Origin of the sequence: uncultured Methanobrevibacter sp. (assembly GCF_902774605.1) — an archaeon.
In the GTDB taxonomy this organism is placed as follows: Archaea; Methanobacteriota; Methanobacteria; order Methanobacteriales; family Methanobacteriaceae; genus Methanocatella.
Map to the genome: position 1 here is coordinate 1 of NZ_CACYJE010000010.1, position 24972 is coordinate 24972.

Sequence of the window (24972 nt, forward strand, 5' to 3'; positions counted from 1 at the left end):
TCCACCTATTTATTAAATTTAACTATTTTTAGATAAAATTAAAAATTCCAAACCAATTTCATCAAAAAATTTCAAATCAACAAAGTTTTTGAAAGAGTCCTTTTTCATCATCATCGCAACCGTCCCATTCCATGTAGAGCTTGTTGTCCTCCCATACGAATCTGACATTATTGACAATAGCTACGTCCGGAAGTTCACAATAGGTAACACCGTCTTTATCTTTAACATAATTGGCCTGTGCCATGATGTTGGACTCTGTCGGTACGATCATGTTTACCACGTGAGTTATTTCATCCTGTTCAAAGGAGCAGTCCGCAAGATCAATGCAGTTCTGGGATTCGGGATACATTTCGATTTCAGACATCTGCCGGTATACTCTAATGTATTCTACATCTTCATTTTCCGTTAGGTTGACAATGGAAAGCAGTCTTAAATCATGGCCCTGTGTTGGATTGCATTCACCATCTTTATCAATGTAGATTCTTGTGTTCGGCAATATATCTGCTGGAGCCGGTCTTTTGAGTTTCAATCTGAAGACATCACCTAAAACTGCAACAGTAACGAGAGTACGTCCTGAAGAGCGAACCTGAACTTTACCTAATAAATAACCAAAAGCCAAATCTCCCTCTTTGGCTTTCTTGACAATTGTATGCTCCATTGTGGATTCTTCAGCTAATGTTACCATTTCACCGACTCTGCATTGATTAGCTGAAATCCAAGCAGTATGCTCTTCATTAACATAAATCCTTTCGCCCTCATCTAAAAGACAAGCAATGACATCCATCTTTTCCTCATGACCTAATCCAGTTGGATATCCTCGGCCATGTCCTATTGTTTCTCTATATTCTTCTATCATCCTAAAACACCCAGTCCCAATCCTTGTTTTTAATTTTATCTGGAATGTATAGTCCAGTATTTTCCATTGACTCGTCATCAGCATCCCACAATAGCTTACTGCCTTTATAAGCTTTTGGATATTCGTGTTCTCCTTTGTATAATCTGATTCCTGTTTTTGTTTGTTTTTCAGTTACGGTTATTTCTGGAATTCCATTAGCTGCGAACAATGGTGATGGGAAGATTAACATCCACTTCAAATCAACATAGTTGTATTCTTCAAATTCTGTTGTTGCAAAGAATGTTGGAGCTATTTCAACTTCGGCGAAATTACTGTCATAAATTTTGGTTGGATTGTTCCTGCTGAATCCCTCAAGATAATCACTGTTTGATGAAAAACCAGTTCCCACTCTTCCGTGAATATGATATTGTTTATAGCTTCCGTTTGTGTCGCTTCCCTGATTGTAAGCGTCCCATGATGATACCTGAACTAAAGTTTTAGCTCCGTTAAACATCAGATAGCTTTTGTCACTGCTGGCCCAGTTTAGTGATGTTGATTTGGTGTCAATTCCATATGTTGTGAGACTTCCATCCACCTGCATCATGACACTTCCAGTTGTTGAACCATGATATGTTGCATTATCATTAACATCAACACAACCGGTAATTCTTTTAAATCTTGCTATAACAACACGATTGTTTGATAATGATTGGCCTGAAGCAACTGTTGTGAATAATGATGTTGGAGAGCTACCATCAAGGCTTGGAACGAATTTAGCTCTTAAAAATCTACCGTTGTCTGTTGAGTCATTGTTGATGCTTAAACCTGAGTAGTTCATGAAAAAGTTTGAGTATGTATCATAGTTTGCATCAAACATTAACAGATCATTACCTGGTGTTAAAGTGCTTGTGAATGTTGTTGAGGTATCGTAAACTTCAAGGATCAACTTTGTTGTTTGTGAAATCTTACCAACTGGAATTCTTGAAAGCATTGCTGCAGCTTGAGATCCATAACTGGGCAAGTAAAGTAATGGACATGAAGTTCCATCTTTTGTTCTGATCTTCAGGTTTTTCAAATCACTTCTGAATAAACTGGCGTAAGAACTGTTAGCTAGTGAATCCAAGTATATATAATCATAGTTGGATGAATAGCTACTGCTCCTTTGGTTGTAATTACTCATTGTGATATTAATCTGCAATTCTTTTATCAATGTCATAAATATATTTTATTACTTTATTTATATAAATAATATAATAAAAAAAGTAATATTAACATTAATGATTCAATATTTGAAATTTACTTTTTGTAAAACAAAGATAAAAACATGTGAGTTGTAATTATACACATTAACAACAAATAGGCCACTCTTAAATCCACCCAAAATTACAACTATGAAATTTTTCATTTACAAAATACAACATTAACCTGTATCAGTCAATTAAACCTAATATTTTTAAGGTTGAAAAACTTGAAACAACCATATAATAAATTACATATATTGATAAACTGACTAAAAATATCAAAGCTATTGCGTAAATATTTATAAAAATAAAATCTATTATGGTTAATCTAAATATATTTGTTAAATTAATCACGTGACTCATCAATGAAAAAATATAAATAACTATTAATGAAATCATCGATAGAATTGTTGAAATAAAAAAACCTTCACCATTCTTTTTCATTTTACAATAATTCTTATTATCATTATTTTTAATTGTACTGCAATATGTGAAAGATAAAGCAGATAATGTAGCACATAAAACAACAAATGCAATTGCAATATTAGTTAATGTTCCCATTTCTGATAAGTTTAAATTAAGTGTATTTGTTAGAGAGATGATTATTTGAGGAGATGCTAAAATGGAAATAGACATTAATATCCCTATAAGAAGTAATGATTGCAATATTTTTTCATTGATATTATTTGGATATTTAATTAGTAATCTATATTTTAATTGAGTATTACATACCAACGAAGCAAAAAATGAATATGAAATTAAAATCACAAAATAATAAAAAGTTAAATCCGGATTAAAGTTATTAAATGTATGAAAACCTAATAATAATGGCAAACATATCATTGATGAATATCCTATTATAAAATAAATTATTGAGAATTTTTTTTTGAATTCCTCATCACTATTTTGAAAGAAGTAATCATATATCACTTGTAAAAAGAAACAAGTATAGGGCAATACAACAAATATTAATGGATAGATATAGGAATTTAAATATAATCCTTTAGGATATAATGATGAAACGATAAATCCAATATTAACTAAAATATAAACTAAAGGAAGATAATATCTACGTTTTGTTAATATTATTTTGATAGTTTTGTGAGAAAAATGTTTTTTTACTCTCTGTTTAATTTCCATATATACTATTTAATTTATTAGTAGATGTCAAATTATCTGATACTTACACAATCTTTGAAACTTTTTTCATATTAGATTTATTTTAGATGTTAGTAATTAATCTTTTGGTACTTTTACTCTTTGGCATTCTGTTTTTTGGAATATGTGTAGTGTTTGATGAGAATGGTGTGATTGGAGTTTATGTATTTGACTAATTTATCAATCTTTAAAAAAATAAGTTTTATTTTATTAGTAACATTTATTAGTCATATAAACTCTAATATAATATTAATAAAGTGGATTGGACACACATGTCATAAGTTTCACTTTATTGAATTTAGTATATTCGTAGAATATACAAGATTTTTGAATTTAGAATAGGAATGGGATTTAAATTGAAAATTAATAGATTACTGTTATTGTTTTCAATATTTTTAGTTTTATTATGTTGTGTTAGTCTTGTTTCTGCCTCAGATAATAGTCAAATTGATTTAATTAATTCGGACAATACAACAGAAACAACTCTTGAAAGTGTTGAAGATGATACTGATGAACCCTATTCTTCTTCTAATATCGATACCGAAGAATTAAGATCAACAGACAACATTATTGTCAATCAAAGAAACTTTAAAATGTATTTTGACGATGATGGCGTGTTGAAAAAAGAGTATGGTGGAAAAACATTAACCTTTGACGGTTCATTTAAAGATAAAGGCACAATCACCATTGACTCACCAAACACAAGAATAACCGGTAGAAATGCAGTATTTTATGATACTGTATTTGGCCTTAAAGCTGACGGAGTTATTTTGTCAAATCTAAACTTCGTTTTAAAAAAGACATATCCAACTAACGAATATTCGGGAATATTCATCAAAGCAGACAACGTAACTGTTAGCAATGTGCATATAGACTACAAAGTTCCAACTCAAGGTACGGGATTTGCAATAACCTGCAATAATGACTATGATGACATCACTGATGTTAAATTAATTAACAATACCATTAATTTCGTTGGAAATTACGGTTCAACTGGATATAATTATGGGGTTGTTTTATTTCATGTGGAAAATGCTAAAGTTTCCGGAAATAAAATTAACTGCCAATTACCTTTAAGGGATGTTGATTGGAGTGGTGAAATATTTATTGGAAGTAGTATGGATTCTGTTGCAGGGTTCGTAGCAGATAACTGCCCATATTTATTATTGTCCAATAATGATATTAATATTGTTGCAAATAAAAGAACTGGTTCACTTCCTACTTTAGATGGTTGCTTAATCTATAAATGTGACAATGCTATCATTGAATATAATAATATTTATGAAGAGGATAAAGTCACACCAAAAGGATCTGCAAGCTATTTGTATGGTATGGATTTGTACTTGTCTGAAGAGATAGTTGTTTATAAAAACAATATCTCCCTTTATAGCACAGGAGGCAATGACGGTAATGGTGCCGCTTATCCAATACAAGTGTCTGGAACATCAAATGTGCAAATAGCCTTCAATAGGATAACTAGTTATAGTAACGGTCCTAATCTTGGAATATATTCCAATAATTTCTATGGTCCTACAAGAATTGATATAATGAGCAATTTCATTAATATTACTGGTTATGCTTCATCAAATTCATGGGCTTTAGTTGCCGGAATTGAAGTGCAGGACTCAGATGACAAGATAATGAACAATACTATAATCGTCAATACCGTAAATAAATTTAAAAAAGGAGATAATGTTTATGGTATTAGCTATTCACAAAAAACAGGCGGGACACATAAATATAACATTCAATACAATAATGTGACCACCAATGGTCAGCATGCGGTGGCTCTTAAAGGTGGGAATACTAAAGTTTCAGATTCCATTATTGCGAATAATATCTTAAAAACAGCATATGCCGGCGGAGATAAAGCCGCAATTATCATGACAGACAAAGGTAAAGGAAACATTATTGTTAATAATACTGATGGTTCGACTTTACCTAAGCAGATGAGTGATGATGAGTATAATGGATTGTTGAGGAATTATTTGACTCCACCAAGTAAAGGTGAAGGACAAGGATTTAGTGGTGAAGGACAATCATTCATTGGAACTGGTGAAGGAACTGGTCTGAATGGATTGAATAAAGGAAATGGAATAAAAAATAATGGTTTCAATGGCTTCAATCCAAATCCTAGCAAATCACAAGCACACAATGGGGATGTTAACTCTACCAGGTATACTTATGGTTCTTCAGGTGTTGATATTGCAAGTGCTTCTTCATCTTCTGGTGCTGGAGGAAGACAGTCACAGCAATCAGATAATCCAAAAGCCTATGAAGTAACCAAACAGATTGAAGAACTTGATGAAATGGCCAATATCCAAACAATTGTCCTTATATTATTGGCAATCGGTTTATTAATTGTTGGTTATAGGCAAAAACGTGAACAAGAAGAATACTAAATTTAATTAATTAAATGAAAAATGGTTATTTTAAACTATTTTTCAAACTCTATTTTTTTAAAATAATTATATTTATATAATGTATTTTACATATTTTAATTTGAGTAAAATTAAGTTTATTAAATTAATAATATACTTTATTCAAGTATTTGAATTATTTAATAAGATATATTTTATTCATGGTTTAGAAAATTTATAAAATTAAACTTCAAAATTGAAGTATAATAGTATATTCTACAAATATACTAAATTTTTTTGCAAAAAAATTTAAAATGGAGGAAATAAATTTGAAACTAAGTAAAAAAATAATGATATTGTCATTATTTTTAGTTATAGTATGTTGTATTGGTTCTGCTAGTGCAACAGAAGACGTATCTGATAATATTGAAATATCAGATGATGATGTTAGTCTTGAAGAAGTCAATTCTGAAGAAATTGATGTTGAGGAAAATTTAAATGAAAATACAAATGATAACTTGGGAGCCTCTGATAATGAAAAATTGGGAGACTCTGAAATTTATGTAAATCCTGGAGATAATGTTGGAATTGCAGTAAATAATCTTGATGAAAATGGAGTAATTCATGTTTCAAATGGGGAGTATACTATTTCTGCTGCAGCATTCAGATTTAAAGATAAAAATATGACTGTTACTGGTGAAGGTGATAGTGTTATTTTCAAGGCGACTTCAGCACTGAAAATCGGATCAAAAGTATCAGATAAAGATTCTTCTATCACATTCAAAAATATTATTTTTAAATCTAGTAAAATTGCAAATTTTTATGGCAATTTAAATTTTGAAAATTGTACATTTGTAGGATTTTCTTTTACATCTGACACTGGTTTAGGACAATATGATTCTCTCCCAGATAAGGTATCTTATCAAAACTTTACTAATTGTTGTTTTAGAGATTATGATGTTGAGGAGTCCTGTTTTAAAATTACTGATTTTTTCCAATGTAATATAAATAATTGTAACTTCACTAATATTACTTCAGATTCTATTGTATTGTCTAGTTGTTCAGCAGGAAATGGCGGAATAAATATTTCTAATTCTAAATTTTCTAATGTAACTACTAATGGAGTAATTGATGTTGAAAAAGAAAATTGTTCAACATTTGAAAATAACATTGGTGATGTTAATCCATACAGAGTACTTCCAGAAGATTCAAAAATTACCATTACAGCTACTCGAGACTCTTTAACTCTTATTTTAGAAGATCATGAAGGAAATATAATTAAAAATGCACCAATTATTATAACTGCACCTTCACATGACCCAAACTTCAAAATAATTGTCAATACAAATGATAAGGGTATTGCTGTGTATGATTTAGCAGGTTCAGATTGGAATGTATGGTGTGCAGAATATGAAGGTTTAAAATCTCGTGCTCAATCTTATGGTGTTGCTGAAGCTAGTGTAAATTTAAGAACATTAGCTAAAACTCTTAATGTTCAATTTACTAATGTTACTGATGTGACTGGTAAAACCATGCTTGTTGTTACTGTCAAAAATAATTTAAGTGAAGCTGTACCAAACACTAACTTTACTTTCACTTTAAATGGTAAAGATTATAATGCAACTACTGATGCTAATGGTCAGTTTATTGCTTCTGGTTTAACTGGCGATGTATCTGTTGGAGTAAAATACAACGGTACTGAATATAATGCATTAGACGCAACTAGTAACTTTACTTTCCCAAAAACTGAAAGTGAAGACAATACTCCTAGTGGAAACACTACTCCAACCAATACCACTCCAAGTGATGATAAAAAACCAAGCCAACCAAATACTCCTGCTAAAAAAGTAACTCCGGTTGCTACTAAAATCACAGCTAAAAAAGCAACATTCAAAGCTAAGAAAAAAGCTAAAAAATACTCAATTACTTTAAAAGCAGGTAAAAAAGCAGTTGCTAAAGTTAAAGTTACAATCAAAGTAGGTAAAAAAACCTTTAAAGCAACAACTAATAAAAAAGGTAAAGCTATATTTAACCTTAAAAAGTTAACCAAAAAAGGCAAATACAATGCCGTAATTAAATTTGCAGGTAACAAAAACTATAAAGCAACCAGTAAAAAAGTTAAAATTGTTGTTAAATAAGTGAACTTCTTTTTTCACTTATTTTTCATTTCTATTTTTTTTAAATTTACTTAGGAGGTGATGAATATTGAAGTTTAACAATAAATTATTTTTCATTTCCATTTTTCTAATATTCTTATGTTGCATCATGTCTGTTAGCGCTAATGAAAATGTTTTTGATAATCCACAAAATGTAACTTTAGAAAATGATGAAAATAATGAAGTTATCAGTGTTTCACAAGATTCCACACTCGAAGATACAAATCGTGGCATGGATAAAATCTATGTTAATGCTAGTTCGGATAATGATGATTTTTCATCCGCCAGTCAAGGTTGGGAATATGCAGTTAATAGATTGGATCAATCCATTACGCAAATTAGTAACAATGGAGTGATTTATGTTGCAGATGGCAACTATACCAATTTTATCGGAGCAGATGTTTCTAAAAATTTTAAAGTGTTAGGCTGTGGAGACAATGTTGTTGTTCAACCTCAATGGTATTTCCAGTTAGGTTCCCACCAAGGGGAATCCTCAATCACTTTTGAAAATATTATTTTTAAACCCCATCCTGACGGCACTAAAGCCCAATTCAGCAGTAATTTTAATTTTATAAATTGTACTTTTATTAATCTTCCTTTGGAAACCCAAACTCTAATTGTTGACAACCAATGGTGCATACCTAGTCGAGGCTATTTTGAAGATAATTTTTTTAATTGCACATTCAGAGATTATCATCAGGATAATACATGTATCAATGCTTTAATTGCTTCTAAATTAACTTTTAACAAATGTATTTTTGAAAATATTACTGCAGATTCCATTGTAACCATTGATTTATCTAAATGGTCTGGTGGAGCGGATATCAGGAATTCTGTTTTCAGTGATGTTTTTATTAATGGAGTATTCGACACATCAAAGAAAGGATTTTGTAGTTTTGTAAATAACACCGGAGATGTCACTGTGTTTAGACAAGACCCTCCTAAAACCAATCTTGTTTTAGAGATTATTGATAGGTATAGTTTTAGATCTGTTTTGACTGATGAATCTGGAAGACCAATCAAAGGTGCTGAGATTATCTGGTCATTTTGGGGAAGCCTAGTAGATAGATTAATCACGGATGATGAGGGTGTAACAGTTTTAACCCATAACGACACCCATGAAAATATTCACGTTGAAGCCAAATATGAGGGAATCAAATCTCTTAATTTGAATTATGAAGGGGATGTTGACAGTATTGATGTGGATTATCCTCAATTTGAAAAAGATACAATATTTACATATGTAACCGATGAAAGCTCAGTGACATTTACTTTAAAAAACAAACTAAACACAGTTATTGGCAATGCCAATGTTACTTATATTCTTGATGGTGTTGAAGGTACTGCAGTCACTGACGGTAATGGTTCATTTATTTTAAGCAATCTCATTGGCGAAGTTGATGTTTATGTAAGCTATAACGGAAGCGACAATTACTCTGCATCAAGTGATTTCTTTTATTTGGACTTTCCAAAAATCAAAACACAAATCATATCAGATAACATTACTGTAGGCTATAAAAAAGGAAAACTGTCATTGATATTGAAAGGCAATGGAAATCCACTTTCAAATCAAACTTTATATGTAGTTTTAAACGGTAAAGAATATTTCCCTATAACTAATAGTAATGGAGAAGCAACTATTGATTTGTCTTTAACCCCAAATGTTTATATTGCTCAAATTTATTATGCAGAGGATGCCAAGCACAATGCAAGTGAAGTAAAATCACTCATAACTGTTGTTGATGATAGAATCAAAACAAGTTTAACTGCCAAAGACATTACAATTGCTTATGGCTCCAATAACAAGTTAATCATTAGTTTAAAAGCAAATGGCAAACCTCTCAGTAATGTTAAGGTCAATGTCAATGGTCAAAATAAGTTAACTGATAAAAATGGTCAAATTATAATGGTTTTATCATCATTAACTCCAAAAAGTTATAATTTCAAGTTTTCATTTGAAGGCAATGATATGTATGCTCCTTCATCTGGAAGTGCTAAAGTCACAGTTAACAAAGCGCCTTCAAAAATAACTGCAAAGAAAGCTACCTTTAAAAAAGCTAAAAAATATAGTATTACTTTGAAAGCTGGTAAAAAGGCAGTGAATAAAGTTAAGGTTACCATTAAAGTAGGTAAAAAGACCTATACTGCCAAAACCAATGCCAAAGGTAAAGCAACTTTCAACCTTAAAAAGTTAACCAAAAAAGGCAAGTATACAGCAGTTATTAAATTCAAAGGAAATAAACTTTACAAGGCATCAAGTAAAAAAGTAAAAATTGTTGTTAAATAAGTGATTTAATATCACTTTATTCTTTTTTTATCGATTAGGTATAATCTTTTCTTGTCATTAACATTTTAGAAAAAATGTTTTTTTGAAATTGATGAGGGAGATTATTAATGTATAGTGAGGATTTAGAAATTATTGCTGATTTTCATAAGTTGGCAGGTCATTCAAAAGGTTCAATCAAGTCATACAACACTGCTTTTAGCAAGTACAGGAATTTCCATAATATGAGTTTAAATCAGCTCCTGAATGAAGCAATTGATGAACAGGAAAATCATGTTCCATTAACTCAACTTAAATTATTTGATAGGTTAAATTCATTTAAGCAACACCTGGTTGAAAATCATATCTGAAACACAATCGCATCTACATTAACCAAAATAAAAACTTTCTATAAATACAATCGGGTGGATGTTCCGTTCATACCTCCAGTAAACACTAAAATCATTAGCCAAAATGATTGCATAAGCTATGAAGACTTGCTTACAAAAGAAGAAATCAGAAAAGCTTTAAATCTCGCTGATGAGGATATGAAAGCATGGATTCTGGCCATGACAAGTAGTGGGGCTTCAAGATGTGAGGCAAAGTCGATGACCAATGAAATGTTCTGCAATGGAACTTATTCCTATCATAAGAAAAGCACTATTGAAGATGCTTTCAAGTTTTTGGCAAATGCTGACAATGTGGTCTGTACATGCAAACTCAAAAGAAAAAAGACAAACAAGCCATATTGCACTTTTCTAAACCCGGAAACCGTACAGTATATTGCCAAGTTAAAAATCAAACAAGGAGATTTCAATCCCAATAGTTCGCTTCTAAAATATGATGTTAACTATATAATTAATAGTCATTATAATATTTTTCACATCATGTTATAAGCGAACCAATTCGCCAGGCCGGAACCACGCCGACCGTAAGGGAGGCGTGTGTGTAGGCCTGGTGTAAAGAATTGGTGAGCATATACTATAGTGAGGAACCGACCCTCGCCGGCCGGTTCCGTATATAGAGAGTGTATTAAAAATAAGCTGTCCATCTCTGATGGACAGGTTGCGACGAATGAAATGAGTCGCAATAGGTATATGAAGGAATAATTAATTTTGTCAGATTTAAGAACCGACCCTTTAGCGGTCGGTTCGAGGTTAAGTTTTGATAAACTTGATTTTATTTTGCATTGGCATTCTTGGGTAATTAAATGGGGGGCTTGTCCCCCATTAATTAGGCATTAAGGGTTACAATGCAAATAGGGGGATGGGAAGTGAAACACCACAAACACTTCCCACCTTATTTCAATAACGAGCGTTCAATGAAAAAAACTAGCTCCGGTGGAAAAAGCATAAAACACCATCATAGCTATATTCTAGTTCTATTGAATCCCATATCCTTTAAGATTTTATTATATTCCTCACGAGTTGTAAATGAAGGAGCGTTTTCATCATCGCTTCCACCAGTTGATCCTGTTTCACCTGTTTCACCAGAGTTTTCGGGATTTCTACCACCGGGAGTGGAACCGTCATTAGCTGCTTCAATTTTTATTCTTCTTTCAGCAAGCTTTTCCATAAGTTCCATATCAACGTCACCGGACAATAGCTTATCGATAATCTCTTTATCCTGAGCGTTCTCATTATAGTTGAAATTATATTTAGCTTCGTACTCTTTTATTTTCCTTTCATTTTCAGCTTTTCTAAGTTCAGACAATTCTTTTAAGATATCATCTTTACTGTCAATGAATTCCTTATTTTCTTCAATAGCTTTTTTAATCTCATCGTACTTTTTGGATTCTTCTTTTAGATTATTTATTTCATCCTGAAGCTTTCCAATCTCTGCATCTTTACCTTGAAGTTTTTCGAATAATAAAGAAGTGGCTACATTAGTATCTTTAGATGGTGCAGGTTGAGGCTGTGGTGCAGGAGGTTCCGGATTTCCACTAGCTCCAGTTTCACCTGTTATTTCAGAATTCAACAATCTAATTTTTCTTGGGTGTTTGGTAACTCCAACATCTATTAAACTCATAGTATCAATTCCAAATGAATCTCCATTATCTTTCAATAAGACATCAACTTTAGGAGATAAGCCTTTGCCTTCCATATCCAGTTCATCTGGAATTTCAAGGAATAGCTTTCCTTCCTCGTATTCAATATTATTTCCAATCCCAACATAGATATTGTCATGTTCTGAAGTGAGTGGAATTCCTCCACGGTAGTTTTCAGCTATTAGTTTAAGATCATCTTCCGTCCACTCAACTGGTTTGTCGAGTCTTTCATCCAGGTCAGAATAGTCGTATGATCCAACTTCAAAAAGTTCATGCCTCATGGTTATCACATTTTATTATATTAATTATTATATATTTTATTATTTATTTTATATAAATCTTTATTATATTTCAACACCACTATCAGTTAAAATTCTCTCACCTACAGGCTGTTCCTCTTCAAAGTTACTTAAGTAATTTTTATAGATTTCATCACCTTCAGAAGAAAGTTCCATAATATATCTTAATACATCATCTCTTGAATAGCTGAAGTAAATATCTAAAGATTCACTAATGCCCATTAACTCCAACTGGCGATTTAATAATTCATTACAATACTTTAACACCCATTTCTGATCATTAGCTACATTAACAATGAAACCTGTAATAGCTGAATCGTTAATGTACTCCGCCACGTTCTGATTAGATTTCTCATTACCTGCTTGAGACTGAGGAGTTACGAATGTCCTTAAAATATTATTTCTAAAGATTTCAGTTTGCCTAGTATAGTCAGATTGATAATTGTTACCACCAAGTATTTTAGATTCAATTCCCGGAGGTACAATAGCTACATTTGAATCAACAGTTGTTCCGTAATCAGCATAAAGATTTTCCTTTGCAGTAGCTGAAAGTTCAGTGACAATAGGCTGACCGTTACTGTCAAGTGATGGCTTTACTTCAATGATATTATCCTTATTAATACGTTCCACTTGATTACGCTCCAAGTTGCACTTGTGGTATATATCATCAAGGCAATTAAGGATAATACTTTGAGCTTCGCAGTAAATCTCATTGTACATGAAGTTAATAACCTCTTCAGGTTCATACTTAACCGTTAATGTTCCCTCTTCAACACTAACATAATTATCGAACTCCTCTGGAGATCCGTTAACAATATCTTTAGGCATCTCATGCAAGTATAGCTGCACTTCATTATCATCATTAAACTCTTTCTTTAATCCATAGCCGTGAGCACCAATTTCTAAAAAGATAGGTTTAATATATTTACCTATGGATTTGTCCCAACGCTGAACTGGTTTTATTAAACCTTCACCATCAACCATTCCACCTTGCAGAATATTTTTAGCAACCTGGCTGATGTCAATTTTCCTTGCCCATAAGATTAAAGTAAATTTCTGTTCTGCAGATAGTTTGTTTTCCTTATCCACAAGAACAATATTAACATTAGCTTTATCAATTCTGTTTTTCAAAACACCTGAAGTGTAACCGTCAAGTTTAACAGCATATCTGGCATTAGCTATTGTCTTATTGATTACTGGTGGAAGTGCATCAACAAAATCAAGACCTGTATTTATTCCGTCAGTTCTAGGCTGTCTTTCATCCTCGCCCCAATAGCTACGTTTAGTGTTATATTGCTCCACACGATTATTCAATAATCTAGTTTTAATAAAATCAGTAACACCCATATTATCATTTCCATAAATAATATTTATTATATTTTTTATTATATTATTTATATAAATTAAATAATAAAAGTTACGAGTGCCATCCAAAAATTTTATAATTACTAAAAAATAAATTTTTTATTAGAATTTTTGTTTTGTCATAAGTATGACAACTTTATCATATGTTTTATACGAATTGTTTTAAAGTTCGTAACCTCTTGCCTGCATAATACTCGATGTTAATGTTGAGAAATTCAATAGCTACTTTTTTTGTTTTCATTTCCTTAGATGATATTGACTTAACGGCAGTGATTTTGGAAATCAAATATGATTTTGGACTGAGATATATGAAGCGTTTCAGAATGTGAGTTTTGAATAGCTAATGGCATCTGTCTTTCTTTTTGCAGTTTTTGTTATTTCTTCATGATAGAAATAATTTACAACAATTGGAGGTTCATCAAAAGGTTGTATGATAGAGTCATTATCCCTAAGATACAGCAATCCTTGATTTTCGCAGTATTCCTTAATTTCATTATTCAGGCTCTTCCAATAGCTCCTATCTTTTTTATTATATGTCAAATCATATAATGGAAATAAATCAGGGTACTTTTCTTTAATATAATTTAAGATGGTTGATTTATACTCGCCCTTCAAGTTTAAATTTTCAAGCCAAATCAAATTGCAATAATCTTTTGTCTTGTTAATAATGGATGGAACATTGGTAATTTCGGGAATCGCAATAATTTTAATATTTATATCAAACTTATATGCATTCCTAATTGGAATCTTGATTATAACTGTTGGCAGTTTTGAAATTTTAGTAATGAAATATAAAAAAAATTTAAGTGAATGAAAGATTTATACTCACTAGAAATAAAATTATTCAAAATTCAATCATCAATACTTGGTCTTCTCAATGTTAACATGAATATTGTTCTAGATCCTATGCTAACTGATTTATCTGCAATTCTCTCAAAGTATCTGGCCAGAAAAATAACATCAACAAAATAGGGAATCAACTCATTATTTTTAATCATATTTTCGGTAACTTCATTTAAAATTGAGTCATACATCTCATCGATTCTATCATCATCAATAGGTAATTCTTTTGCTTTATCCAAATCCTGATTTGAAAATACAAAGAACGATTTTTTTAATATAATCAAGGTATAATCTCCCATACACTCCAATTCTTTAAGAATTTTTTCAGGAATGTCTGCACATTGAATGTTTTTAATTAATTTAGCAATTTTTAAACATAAATGAGAAATTCTTTTAAAATGGCTTATTACCCGAAGTGTTGATTCGATAAACATCAAATCCTTAGCTAAAGGCTGTTCTGTAGCCATGAATTTAATACATTCTCTTTCTAAATCAATTGTTTTAATATCTATTGTAGTAGAACATTCTTCAATATTTTCAAAATCTGTTTCATCATAGTTTTCAAGCAATCTGACAACAGTTCCAGTTAATTTAATGGTTAAATTTCCTAATTCTTCATAACCTTCTTTAATATTGTTAATTCTATTTTGAAATGTGATGCTTGGAGATTTTTCATTCATTATTATACCTCCTTAATTTAATTTATTATCCGAACCTTCCGGTTATATATTCTTCTGTTTTTTGTTCTTTTGGACTTACAAATATCTGTTCTGTCCTTCCACTTTCAATAATCTCTCCATTTAAGAAAAAGGAAGTGTAATCTGAAACTCTTGATGCCTGTTGCATATTATGCGTTACAATAATGATTGTATAACCTTTTTTAAGTTCATGAATCAAATCCTCAATTTTTAATGTTGAAATTGGATCTAGAGCAGAACAGGGTTCATCCATTAAAATAACTTCAGGATTATTGGCTATCGTCCTTGCAATACATAATCTTTGTTGTTGACCTCCAGATAATCCCATTGCGGATTTATCAAGTTTATCTTTAACTTCATCCCAAATTGCTGCTGATTTTAAACTTTCCTCAACTCTTTGTTTTATAAAATCTTCATCTTCTTCTCCATGAATTCTTAAACCATAAGCTACATTTTCAAAAATGGATTTTGGAAAAGGATTGGGTTTTTGAAAAACCATTCCTACTTTTCTTCTCAAATCCACAACATCCATTTCAGGAGCATAAACATCTTCATCATCAAGAAGGAGAGTTCCATCACATTTAAATGCTGGTATTAAATCATTCATCCTATTAATTGACCTTAAAAAAGTTGATTTGCCACAACCTGATGGACCGATTAATGCAGTGACTGTGTTTTCAGCTACTTTAAAATTTATGTCTTTAAGAATATGAGCATCTCCGAAATAAGTATTTAAATGCTCAACAGTAATTTTTTCCATAATTAAATCTCCTTACTTTATTTATTTTCCCATCATTTTATTTTGATATCTTTCTGTGAAATAATTAGTTAAAAATGTAATAATCAATACAATAATCACTAGAACGGCTGCAGTTCCAAAGGCATTAGGTAAAGAAATGCCTTCAGTTGCTAAAATATACAAATGAAGCGGCAATGGCCTACCCGGATCGAGTATTGAAATTGGCATGGTAATGGATGAGCCTACAGCATACATTACAGCGGCTGCTTCAGAAATTGCTCTTGTCATTCCCAATATTATTCCAGTGACAATTCCGGAAAGTGCTGCAGGCAGGACAACTTTATAAATGGTCTGCCATTTTGTAGCGCCCAATCCATAACTTCCTTCTACATATATGCTTGGCACTGAGCGTATAGATACTTCTGAAACTTGAAATATTGTTGGAATCCCCATAATAGCTAAAACTAAACTGGCTGAAAATATGGACCATCCCAAATTTAAAAATATGACAAAAAAAGATAATCCAAACAAACCATACACTATTGAAGGAATTGAAGCTAATATTTCGGCTCCAAAACGTATTATCCTAGTTAATTTTCCATCATTTGCATATTCCACCATATAAATAGCAGCACCTACTCCCAATGGAGTGGATATTAAAACTGAAAGCAAAGTTACATATAAACTTGATACGATTATTGGAAATATCCCGCCTGATGCACCCTGATTTTCAACTTGACCGAAAATAAATTCTAAATTTATTACCGGAAGGCCCTTAATTAAAATATATGCTAAAATAATTACCAGAATTGTTAAGGTAATAATTCCTGAAAGTAGAAATATTGAATTCATTATTTTTTGAGAAATTTTTGCAGATATAAAATTAAAATTCATTTTTCATACCTCCTTTTGTATTCATAATGTTCCTCCACCAATATCCATACTGTATTTCCTTTGAATATGATTTGCAATAATTAACAATGAAATAATTACTATAAACAGCACGACTGCAGTAGCAAATAAAGCATTATAATGAATGCCGATTGCATAATTCATTTCCAATGCGATATTTGAGGTCAAAGTTCTAGCAGGACTTAAAATCGATGCTGGTATTTTTGCAACATTGCCTATGACCATTAGTACAGCCAATGTTTCACCCACAGCCCTGCCCATTCCTAAAATAATTGAGGTAATAATGCCCGGCAGTGCTGATGGAAAAACAACTCTACGAATTGTTTGCCAGTTTGTTGCTCCTAAACCTAAAGATGCTTCTTTGTAATCCTGCGGAACTGCTCTTAATGAATCATAAGAAACCGAAATTATAGTCGGCAAAATCATGATGGACAATATGATTGCTGCAGTAAGTATGCCGAAGCCAGTTCCCCCAAATTGAGATCTTATAAATGGGACTAATAAAATTAGACCAAAAAATCCAAAAACAACAGAAGGGATTCCAGATAATGTTTGAATAACGGGTTTTAAAAACTTTCTAACTTTACTGCTTGCAACTTCTGCCATAAATATTGCGCATGAAAGAGATAAAGGAACTGACATTAAAAGTGCAATGAATGTAACATATAATGATCCAATTATCATTGCAAATACACCAAATTGCCCTTCATTTGGCGCCCAGATATTTCCAAATAAAAATTGGGCGATTCCATATTCCTGTATTGCAGGGAAAGCCTCGATAAATATAAAACTTATTATAAGTAAAATCACCAAACAAGAGAATAATGCAATAATAAACAATGATTTCTCCATTATTGTTTCAGATGTAAGTTTAGACATGTTAAATCCCTCCAGTATAAAAAAATTAAGAATAAAAAATATAATGAAAACATTAGTTATCATATTTATTTTTTAAATTCCTGTTGTCGGGTTATTTATTTTGATTTGATAATTTTTTCTCCTTTTAAAACATTATCTGCTTCAGTGCTATTTATCCAGTCGATAAAGTCTTTTAGATCACCTGATGGTTCTCCTTTAACAAGGAATAAAAATGGTCTTTTTAATTCATAAGAACCGTCTGCGATACTTTCAGTGCTTGGAGCTACTCCTTCGATACTTAAAGATTTCACATCATCAGACATGTGTGCGAATGAAACAAAACCAATAGCGTTTTCATCTTGTTTGACAGATTGTTTTACAGCTTCAGTTGAACTTTGAACAATGGCATCACTTTTGATTTTTGTATTTCCCATTACAATACTTTTAAATGCATCTAAAGTACCTGATCCCTCTTCACGGACTATAACATGGATTTTACTATCATTTCCACCAACTTCTTTCCAGTTGGTGATTTTTCCGGAAAATATGTCTTTTAATTGGGTACTAGTTAAATCTGATACATCATTATTTCTGTTAACAGCTAATACAATTCCATCCTGACCAAGTTCATATTCTTTTAATCCTTCTTTTTCATTATCGTCCAATTCTTTTGAACTTGTACCAATTTCTGCGCTTCCTTCATGGGCACTTTTAATGCCTACGCTAGATCCTCCACCTTGAACATTAATGTTTGCATTGGGGTGAGTAATTTTATATTCTTCTACTAGTTTTTCAGCTACTGGTTGTACAGATGTGGAACCTACTATATCAATTCTTTCGGAGCTTCCAAATCCTGAAAATAGTAAAATTCCACTCATAATGATTAACACGGTTGCAATAACAATAACTGCAATTCTATGGTTCTTTTTCATTTATTTTGCCTCTTTGTAATTGATTAAATGTAGGATCTGATTTTCTCCTACAATTTGAAAGTCTTTTTTTATATTATTTAAGTGTTACTATTTAGTGAAATAAAATTCCTATAATGTGAATAATAAATGATGGGGCATTTAATAAAAAAATAAAAAAATACCTAAAAAACGAACAGATTTTTTGCTGAAGAAAAAATAAGCATCATTTGAAAAGTAACTTCGCGGTAATTTTCTTTTTTCCAAAATTAACATGATTTGTAATTTATCAATTGTATACTCAACATGAATGTGAACATTAAATTTCCCAGGTATTCTGCGATATTAATTAACCTGAACAATTTCAGCTTATGATGGATGACTCCTCAATGCTAACAGCAAAATGGATGATGATACCAAACATCACAATCCAAAGCCAATTGAGTTTTAGAGTTGTTTTCATATATTAAAAATGAATGCCAGACTGAAACACACCGCTCACTAAACTAACATATCTACCATTGCATATCCCATATAAGAAGATAAAATAACTAATATTGTAAATATAATCACGCGCAATCTGTCTTCTTTAAACTCAGTTTCATTTCCGATCAGGCCAATTCCAACATACCCTATAAAAACTGTACCTATTGATAAAATTTCAATTTGAGACACATAATATAAAACAAAATGTGAAGTAGGCATTGCGGGAAATGCTACAATAATGCCTATTATAATAATAAAGATAATTGATGGAATTTTAATTGGTAATTTTCGTTCTAAAAAAACGCTTAAAAGGACAATAGATGATAAAATCACTATTCCACCTAAAGAATCTGATATGGATGTTTATAACCCGCACAATTACCAATTACTGTGATAATTGAAAATATGGTTAAAAGCAAAATCCAATTTAAAATGCCCTCTGATGTCATTTCAGTTATTTCATCGATTAAATCAGACATTCATTCTTCCTCATTTTTGGTTATATCTTTTCTTCCGATTTTTGGTTCTAAAATTGTATATAATTTTTCAGTGAATGGCAGAGCCAAAAACATGACGATATATATTCCCGCAGAAAAGGACAACAAATTACTGAATCCTGCAAATGCTTCAATTTGAGTTTCTAAACCGGGAAATGCCGCAAGTGTGGGTCCAAGAGAAGCAGCATTCATACTTGCACTGCCTACTCCACTTGCCATTGCAAATGCAAAAGGATGTAATGGTAGAATTGAAACACTAATACTTGTTAAAAAATGAATACAGTTCCAATTATTGTTCCGACTATGAATAGTGCAAATATCCCTCTTGCTTCAGGAGAATTAAATCCATACTTGTCAACAACAACTGCAACTTCAGGTTCACGGCAAATGGAATTTGTCAAGCCAATTGATTCTCGTTTAAATCCTAAAAGTAAGGCTACAGGAAGTGCGATTAAAATTGTTGCAAGGTGCCCTAACTCCTGTAACATTAATGCAGGCCCCATTTCCAATAATAAATGTATTGATTGACCGCTGGATATTGCTAATTTTGCGATTAAAATTCCAATGAAAAGCATTATGGCACCTTCAGCAATTCTGGATTGTTTTCTTTGGATCCATTTTATTGGTTTTGCAAGGTAGCATATTAAGCCTAAAATCATTGTGTATAACAAGGGCATTACTGAAACTGTAACCCCTTTTGTAGGGGTTATTTCAATTGGACCGATATACATTGCAACAATTGTCAAAAAAAGCACAGTTAAATGGGTGGAAATTTCCTTTTGAATATTATATATTGTGATATAAATATTAATTAATAGCAATTTTTTTATCTTAACATTAATGGACGTTTTTGAATAGTGGTCTGATTTTAAACTAAGATATAATAAAGTATTTTTTTTGAGAATGATTTTAAGGAGTATTTGTGATGAATATTGCCTATGATTCTTCCTATTTCTTATTCAAGACATATTAAAACTCTTACATTTTTTTGTTTCATTTAAATATATTTTTCATTATTTTCTATTCTCATTATTGGAATTGTTAAGTTTATTAATATTTTTTTCAATTAATTTGATTCACTTTTTATGAATGAAAATTCACATTTTAGCAAAGTTTAAATAAGTCTAAAATCATTGTTTTAATTAAGTGAATATGAAAATATTTGCATTCAAAAAATCTGGATTATCCTAAAGATGAATAATGCATATTAATTAAATTAAATGAGGAATGGATATTGAGTATATAAAATACAGATAAAACAGTCACTGTTTATTTAATTTTTTATTTTAAATATTGGAGAGGATTTTATGGCACGGAGTGATAAAACATTAGAAGATATCTTGGATGTTATTTTTTATGATAAACCTTCTACTCAAGATGAAATTGCAGATAAATTAAGAATTAGCCGTAGATATGTTACTCAGTTACTTAAACCATTGATTGAAGAAGACATTGTCAAAAGGGCATATGTCATTGATTTAAATAAATATGATGAAAAATATGGTTCTTCAAATCCAATTTTTAACATCAAACAGCATTCCGCCTTTTTCTTAATTGAAAACATGTTAGGCAGCATGAGCGGACATGTTAAGGAACAGGTCCAAATGTCTTTTGATGCTATTTTAAATAATGATAAGAAATTAGCGGAAGAAGCTTTAAAATTAGATTTTACAACAAATAACATGTTTGAAAAAGTTCGTTCCTCTGTTGAAACTGTTGTTGATGTTGATCCTCATTCCAAACTTTCTAAAATCTTGTTATTCAGCGAGGCAGCATACAATTACGAGCGCATTGGGGATTATTCCGGCCATATTGCAAAATTTGTTATCAATGAGAAGTCCCCCGTTGATGATGAACTTTTAAAGATATTAAAAAAAATGCATAAATATTCACAAAGGTCTATTTCATATGCAACTGATGCTTTTATTAAAGGTAGTATAGAATTACGTGGAGATTTGATGGATACGGAAGAAAAAATTCATGAAAACCAACAGAAAGCCATGAATCTCATAGCTAATCAGATGGTTGAAACTTCTTTTGATGATGTTGAAATGTCGAATTATTATATTTACATATCACGTGTTGTGAAATCATTCGAAAGAATGGGGGATATCTCAGTGGAAATCATGGATTTGGCTCTTGAATTCCATAAGGATATTCCAAGATCAACTACTCCACGTTCATTCAGGGAATAATTTATTTCATTGAATCATTCTGGGAAAAGTGTTGAATTAATAACTCTCATATTTTCAAAATATGATTAATTGGAAATAGAGATTAAATTAAAGTTTCAGTGCTGGAAATCGATAAGTATAGGAACTTTTTTATAAGTTTTATACGAACAAAAGTTAATTTTATTATTGATGGTGAAGATATAGTATTTTATAAATTGTCCACGGAAAAGTGGTAAGTAATCGAAAATCCGATTTCTTACTTTTAGTAATATTATAAAAGTCAATAATTTTCATAATTATTTTTAAAAATAGAGTAGTTGGTGTTTATTTTGGTTGAGGAGAGTTAATAAACACCACGACTTGTTTTTTGGAAAATTTTTGGCAGATAAATTTTCCTGTGTATTAAATTAGAAAATTGTGGAAAGCTAATTTAATACTATATTTATATTTTGGAGATTGTATTATTATTGTTGAAAATCTTTTCACTTTTCCCATTAGAAAATTTTATCAGATAAAAAGTTCTAATAGTTACCTGTGAGAGTAAAAGTGTGAGATAATTCAACCATTATTCGACTAATAATATGTCTTGTTTAAGTGAAAATTTAGGCATGCCTAAATTTATGTCACTTGTATAAAAGATTGTTTGTCATAGTATATAAATGTTTCTAAATTTTTAGGCACACCTAAATTTCTATGACCTAACACTTAACACGTGTTATATAATAATAGTGCAAAAAAGTATATAAATATTTTGGTAAAACTAAAAAAAAGAGTAAAAAAGGAAGAAAAAATTTACATTAATCTTCCGACACCAGTAATTTCGAAACTGGCAACGCCTTCAATGCCTTGAACCATTTCTTCAACAGGTTCAGATCCGCCTTCACCATCTTCAGTGATGAACTGTAAGATAATTGCAACTAAACCAAATGCAATTGGTTCTTCACTCATTTCATGAAGTTTAGCTCCTTCTGGCATTGAACTTTCAATAGTTGCTTTGATAGCTTCTAAATCCACATCAGGACTGTCTGGCATGATTTTCATAGTGGTTAATACTTCACCCATTCTAATTCCTCCATTATTTTAAACTTATGGTCCCTCGAAACCGCATTCACATTTGTAAGCGTGACCAAAGGTACGGCATTTTTCACATCTTGCTATTTTTGCTCCACAGATTGGGCATTCGAATTCTACGAACGGTCCAGTTAGTGGAATTTCTTGTTTACAACTAATACATTCTACTTCTTTCATTTTAAATCACCTATGATATGTGTGTAATCGAAGTTATAATCATTTATATTATCATCTATTAAAGACAAAACCCTTTCTGGGTACTTCCCATTCACAACATAACAATCAGACCCGAACTTTAATAAAAGAGACGGCAGCATTACATCAATCGATGACTCTTGAAAAGTTAGTAAAGTTTTTGCATCGATTTTACTTATGAATGTTGAACCTGGCTCTTTCGGTTCTTGGGTATATATACCATTTACATTTGTTACTATTAAAAGGTTTGCATTTAGGAGGTGCGCCACATAGGCTGCAATCGAATCTGAAGTCACATCCCAGCTGCACTCGAATGGATCTTCGCTTCTTAAAAAGTCTGAAACAATGAATATTGGAGTCAAACCATCATCGGACAATTCCTTAACCTCGTCGATTGTATATGCCAGTCCGGTCGAGTCAACCTTGTCATTCACGAGCTTTGCTGTGATGTCCATGCAATCTATTGCTGTCCAGTGGTTGGCCTCTTCTGTGAAGTTCATTTCATCATCGTATTTGCGTATCAGGTTTGCAAACTCCCCTCCTCCAAGTATTATTGCAGAGTTGGTGTTTTCCAGCTGTCTTGCAAGTTCTATGGCATGTTTTGGAAATAGGCTTCCCCCAATCTTAACGACCTGTTTTATGATAATAATCACACCTATGTTTAATTAAAAATAGCTTTGATTAAAATGACACTTGAGTTATAATAGCTTCAAATCCCCAGTCACTTCGTCAAGTATTTCATCCTCATCAGGCCCGAGGGCCAAAACTGTAACGCTTGATGTAGGTATCTGAGTGCGTCCGGCATCAACCACAAGATAATTGGCAATTCCCTTCTCGTCGGCCAATTTTTTAAGCTCAGTCAATTCCTCCAAAGTCTTAACCTTAAGAACAACCTTTGCATAGGCCTCATTCTCCCATTTTCTAATCTTGTCAGCAGGAGATTTCTTGTATGCTCCAATGGCACCATGGCAACATTGCGCAGCGATTTTGCCCTTGCGCATCTTTAAATCTGTCCTTACAATCATCACTTGTTTCATCTTATCACAAATAACATTATGAAATTAATCATTTAAAAGTTTTACGAAAAAAATAGATAGTAGAGATTAAGACATGAAATCACATGCCTTTAAATCTCAATTACAATTTAAAGTACACCAAAATTATTGCTATAACAACAATAACTGCCGCAATTGCCAATACAACAACCATCATGTTGTCGCCAAGATTGAATCCTTGATCTTGAGGCGCTGACACATTGGTATTGTTTGCAGTGTTGTTGGTCACATTGTTTGTTTGGTTTGTGGTAGTGTTTACAACATCATCGGTTGTGGTTGCATCGCTGCTTGCTGATGCTGAACCTGCAGAACTGCCTGATGAATATCCGGAAGAGCCTGAACTGGAACCTGAGGAGTAACCGTAGTTGCTACTTGATGAGTATCCTGAACTGCTGGAACCTGAAGAGGAACTGGAACCGGAAGATGAAGAGCTGCTTTTAGAAGTATCCGTACTTTTGGAAGTGTCCTTGCTGCTACTGGAATCAGAGCTTGAACTGGAACTTGAAGATGATCCGGAAGAGGAGCCTGAATCTGATGAACCAGAATCTGAACCTCCTGAAGAAGAACCTGAATCTGATGAATCGGAACTTCCAGAATCTCCTGAATCAGCAAAAGCAACTCCGCAAGCAGAAATCAAAATAACCAATGTTAGAATTAAACACATAAATTTTTTAATATCCATTTAATCACCCATAATTATTGATTCTTAATCACTTTTAACTTAAAAATTATTTTTATGTAATTAAAAATTTCAAATTTATTATTTAAAACCTTTACCCTAAATCGATTAAAATTCCATAAAACCCAACCAC

24 protein-coding genes and 1 pseudogene are annotated in these 24972 nt (G+C 31.7%); 6 read left to right on the forward strand and 19 right to left on the reverse strand.

The window, feature by feature from the left end:
• Positions 1-76 precede the first annotated feature (76 nt).
• The 3 genes from QZU77_RS03525 to QZU77_RS03535 form a co-directional block, all read right to left on the reverse strand.
• On the reverse strand, positions 77-856 hold the full coding sequence (locus QZU77_RS03525) for a hypothetical protein (RefSeq protein ID WP_295600095.1): 780 nt from the start codon (positions 854-856) through the stop codon (positions 77-79).
• 1 nt (position 857) lies between these two features.
• Entirely contained in the window at positions 858-2051 is a 1194-nt protein-coding gene (locus QZU77_RS03530; RefSeq protein ID WP_295600098.1) for a hypothetical protein, read from the reverse strand.
• 214 nt (positions 2052-2265) lie between these two features.
• Positions 2266-3216, reverse strand: coding sequence for a hypothetical protein (locus tag QZU77_RS03535; RefSeq protein ID WP_295600101.1), 951 nt, complete (start codon positions 3214-3216; stop codon positions 2266-2268).
• 611 nt (positions 3217-3827) lie between these two features.
• Here QZU77_RS03535 and QZU77_RS03540 point away from each other — a divergent pair.
• From QZU77_RS03540 to QZU77_RS03560, 5 genes are all read left to right on the forward strand, one after another.
• Positions 3828-5636, forward strand: coding sequence for a hypothetical protein (locus QZU77_RS03540; RefSeq protein ID WP_295600104.1), 1809 nt, complete (start codon positions 3828-3830; stop codon positions 5634-5636).
• Positions 5637-5923: 287 nt separating this feature from the next.
• On the forward strand, positions 5924-7732 hold the full coding sequence (locus tag QZU77_RS03545; RefSeq protein ID WP_295600107.1) for a hypothetical protein: 1809 nt from the start codon (positions 5924-5926) through the stop codon (positions 7730-7732).
• A gap of 127 nt (positions 7733-7859) precedes the next feature.
• Positions 7860-10037 carry a hypothetical protein gene (locus QZU77_RS03550; protein WP_295600111.1) on the forward strand — a complete coding sequence of 726 codons (2178 nt, stop codon included), beginning with the start codon at positions 7860-7862 and terminating at the stop codon, positions 10035-10037.
• Positions 10038-10144: 107 nt separating this feature from the next.
• Entirely contained in the window at positions 10145-10384 is a 240-nt protein-coding gene (locus QZU77_RS03555; RefSeq protein WP_295600114.1) for a hypothetical protein, read from the forward strand.
• A 54-nt stretch (positions 10385-10438) separates the two neighbouring features.
• Complete coding sequence (locus QZU77_RS03560) at positions 10439-10909, forward strand: hypothetical protein (protein WP_295600117.1); 471 nt, start codon at positions 10439-10441, stop codon at positions 10907-10909.
• 472 nt (positions 10910-11381) lie between these two features.
• Here QZU77_RS03560 and QZU77_RS03565 read toward each other — a convergent pair whose 3' ends face one another.
• From QZU77_RS03565 to QZU77_RS10825, 11 genes and pseudogenes are all read right to left on the reverse strand, one after another.
• Positions 11382-12341, reverse strand: coding sequence for a hypothetical protein (locus QZU77_RS03565; RefSeq protein WP_295600120.1), 960 nt, complete (start codon positions 12339-12341; stop codon positions 11382-11384).
• 63 nt (positions 12342-12404) lie between these two features.
• Positions 12405-13793, reverse strand: a complete 1389-nt coding sequence (locus QZU77_RS03570; protein WP_295600123.1) for a hypothetical protein — start codon at positions 13791-13793, stop codon at positions 12405-12407.
• Positions 13794-14042: 249 nt separating this feature from the next.
• On the reverse strand, positions 14043-14363 hold the full coding sequence (locus tag QZU77_RS03575; RefSeq protein ID WP_295600126.1) for a hypothetical protein: 321 nt from the start codon (positions 14361-14363) through the stop codon (positions 14043-14045).
• A gap of 212 nt (positions 14364-14575) precedes the next feature.
• Positions 14576-15247 (reverse strand): phosphate signaling complex protein PhoU, encoded by a 672-nt coding sequence (gene phoU, locus QZU77_RS03580; RefSeq protein ID WP_295600128.1) that lies wholly within the window; start codon positions 15245-15247, stop codon positions 14576-14578.
• 25 nt (positions 15248-15272) lie between these two features.
• The gene (pstB, locus tag QZU77_RS03585; protein WP_294005164.1) at positions 15273-16025 is read right to left on the reverse strand and encodes a phosphate ABC transporter ATP-binding protein PstB; all 753 of its coding nucleotides are present in this window, start codon (positions 16023-16025) and stop codon (positions 15273-15275) included.
• A gap of 21 nt (positions 16026-16046) precedes the next feature.
• Positions 16047-16898 (reverse strand): phosphate ABC transporter permease PstA, encoded by an 852-nt coding sequence (pstA, locus tag QZU77_RS03590; protein ID WP_295600132.1) that lies wholly within the window; start codon positions 16896-16898, stop codon positions 16047-16049.
• A gap of 21 nt (positions 16899-16919) precedes the next feature.
• Positions 16920-17795 (reverse strand): phosphate ABC transporter permease subunit PstC, encoded by an 876-nt coding sequence (gene pstC / locus QZU77_RS03595; protein ID WP_295600136.1) that lies wholly within the window; start codon positions 17793-17795, stop codon positions 16920-16922.
• Between the two features lie 95 nt (positions 17796-17890).
• On the reverse strand, positions 17891-18706 hold the full coding sequence (locus tag QZU77_RS03600) for a phosphate ABC transporter substrate-binding protein (protein ID WP_295600139.1): 816 nt from the start codon (positions 18704-18706) through the stop codon (positions 17891-17893).
• Between the two features lie 477 nt (positions 18707-19183).
• Positions 19184-19501 carry a hypothetical protein gene (locus QZU77_RS03605; protein ID WP_295600142.1) on the reverse strand — a complete coding sequence of 106 codons (318 nt, stop codon included), beginning with the start codon at positions 19499-19501 and terminating at the stop codon, positions 19184-19186.
• An 8-nt stretch (positions 19502-19509) separates the two neighbouring features.
• The gene (locus QZU77_RS03610; RefSeq protein ID WP_295600144.1) at positions 19510-19647 is read right to left on the reverse strand and encodes a hypothetical protein; all 138 of its coding nucleotides are present in this window, start codon (positions 19645-19647) and stop codon (positions 19510-19512) included.
• Positions 19648-20396 (reverse strand): annotated as a pseudogene (locus QZU77_RS10825) (DUF3100 domain-containing protein). It abuts the gene before it with no gap.
• A 576-nt stretch (positions 20397-20972) separates the two neighbouring features.
• On the opposite strand from QZU77_RS10825, the gene QZU77_RS03625 reads away from it, so the two are divergent.
• Positions 20973-21860: a phosphate uptake regulator PhoU gene (locus QZU77_RS03625; protein WP_295600153.1), complete on the forward strand. Its 888-nt coding sequence runs from the start codon at positions 20973-20975 to the stop codon at positions 21858-21860.
• Between the two features lie 771 nt (positions 21861-22631).
• Here the strand turns inward: QZU77_RS03625 and QZU77_RS03630 are convergent.
• From QZU77_RS03630 to QZU77_RS03650, 5 genes are all read right to left on the reverse strand, one after another.
• Complete coding sequence (locus tag QZU77_RS03630) at positions 22632-22901, reverse strand: elongation factor 1-beta (protein WP_295600156.1); 270 nt, start codon at positions 22899-22901, stop codon at positions 22632-22634.
• 24 nt (positions 22902-22925) lie between these two features.
• Complete coding sequence (locus QZU77_RS03635) at positions 22926-23087, reverse strand: zinc finger domain-containing protein (protein WP_292605920.1); 162 nt, start codon at positions 23085-23087, stop codon at positions 22926-22928.
• Positions 23084-23758: a delta 1-pyrroline-5-carboxylate synthetase gene (locus QZU77_RS03640; RefSeq protein ID WP_295600160.1), complete on the reverse strand. Its 675-nt coding sequence runs from the start codon at positions 23756-23758 to the stop codon at positions 23084-23086. The genes QZU77_RS03635 and QZU77_RS03640 overlap by 4 nt, the downstream gene beginning before the upstream one ends.
• 45 nt (positions 23759-23803) lie before the next feature.
• Entirely contained in the window at positions 23804-24142 is a 339-nt protein-coding gene (gene pth2 / locus QZU77_RS03645; protein ID WP_295600162.1) for an aminoacyl-tRNA hydrolase, read from the reverse strand.
• Between the two features lie 100 nt (positions 24143-24242).
• Positions 24243-24842 carry a hypothetical protein gene (locus tag QZU77_RS03650; RefSeq protein ID WP_295600165.1) on the reverse strand — a complete coding sequence of 200 codons (600 nt, stop codon included), beginning with the start codon at positions 24840-24842 and terminating at the stop codon, positions 24243-24245.
• Between the last annotated feature and the right edge of the window lie 130 nt (positions 24843-24972).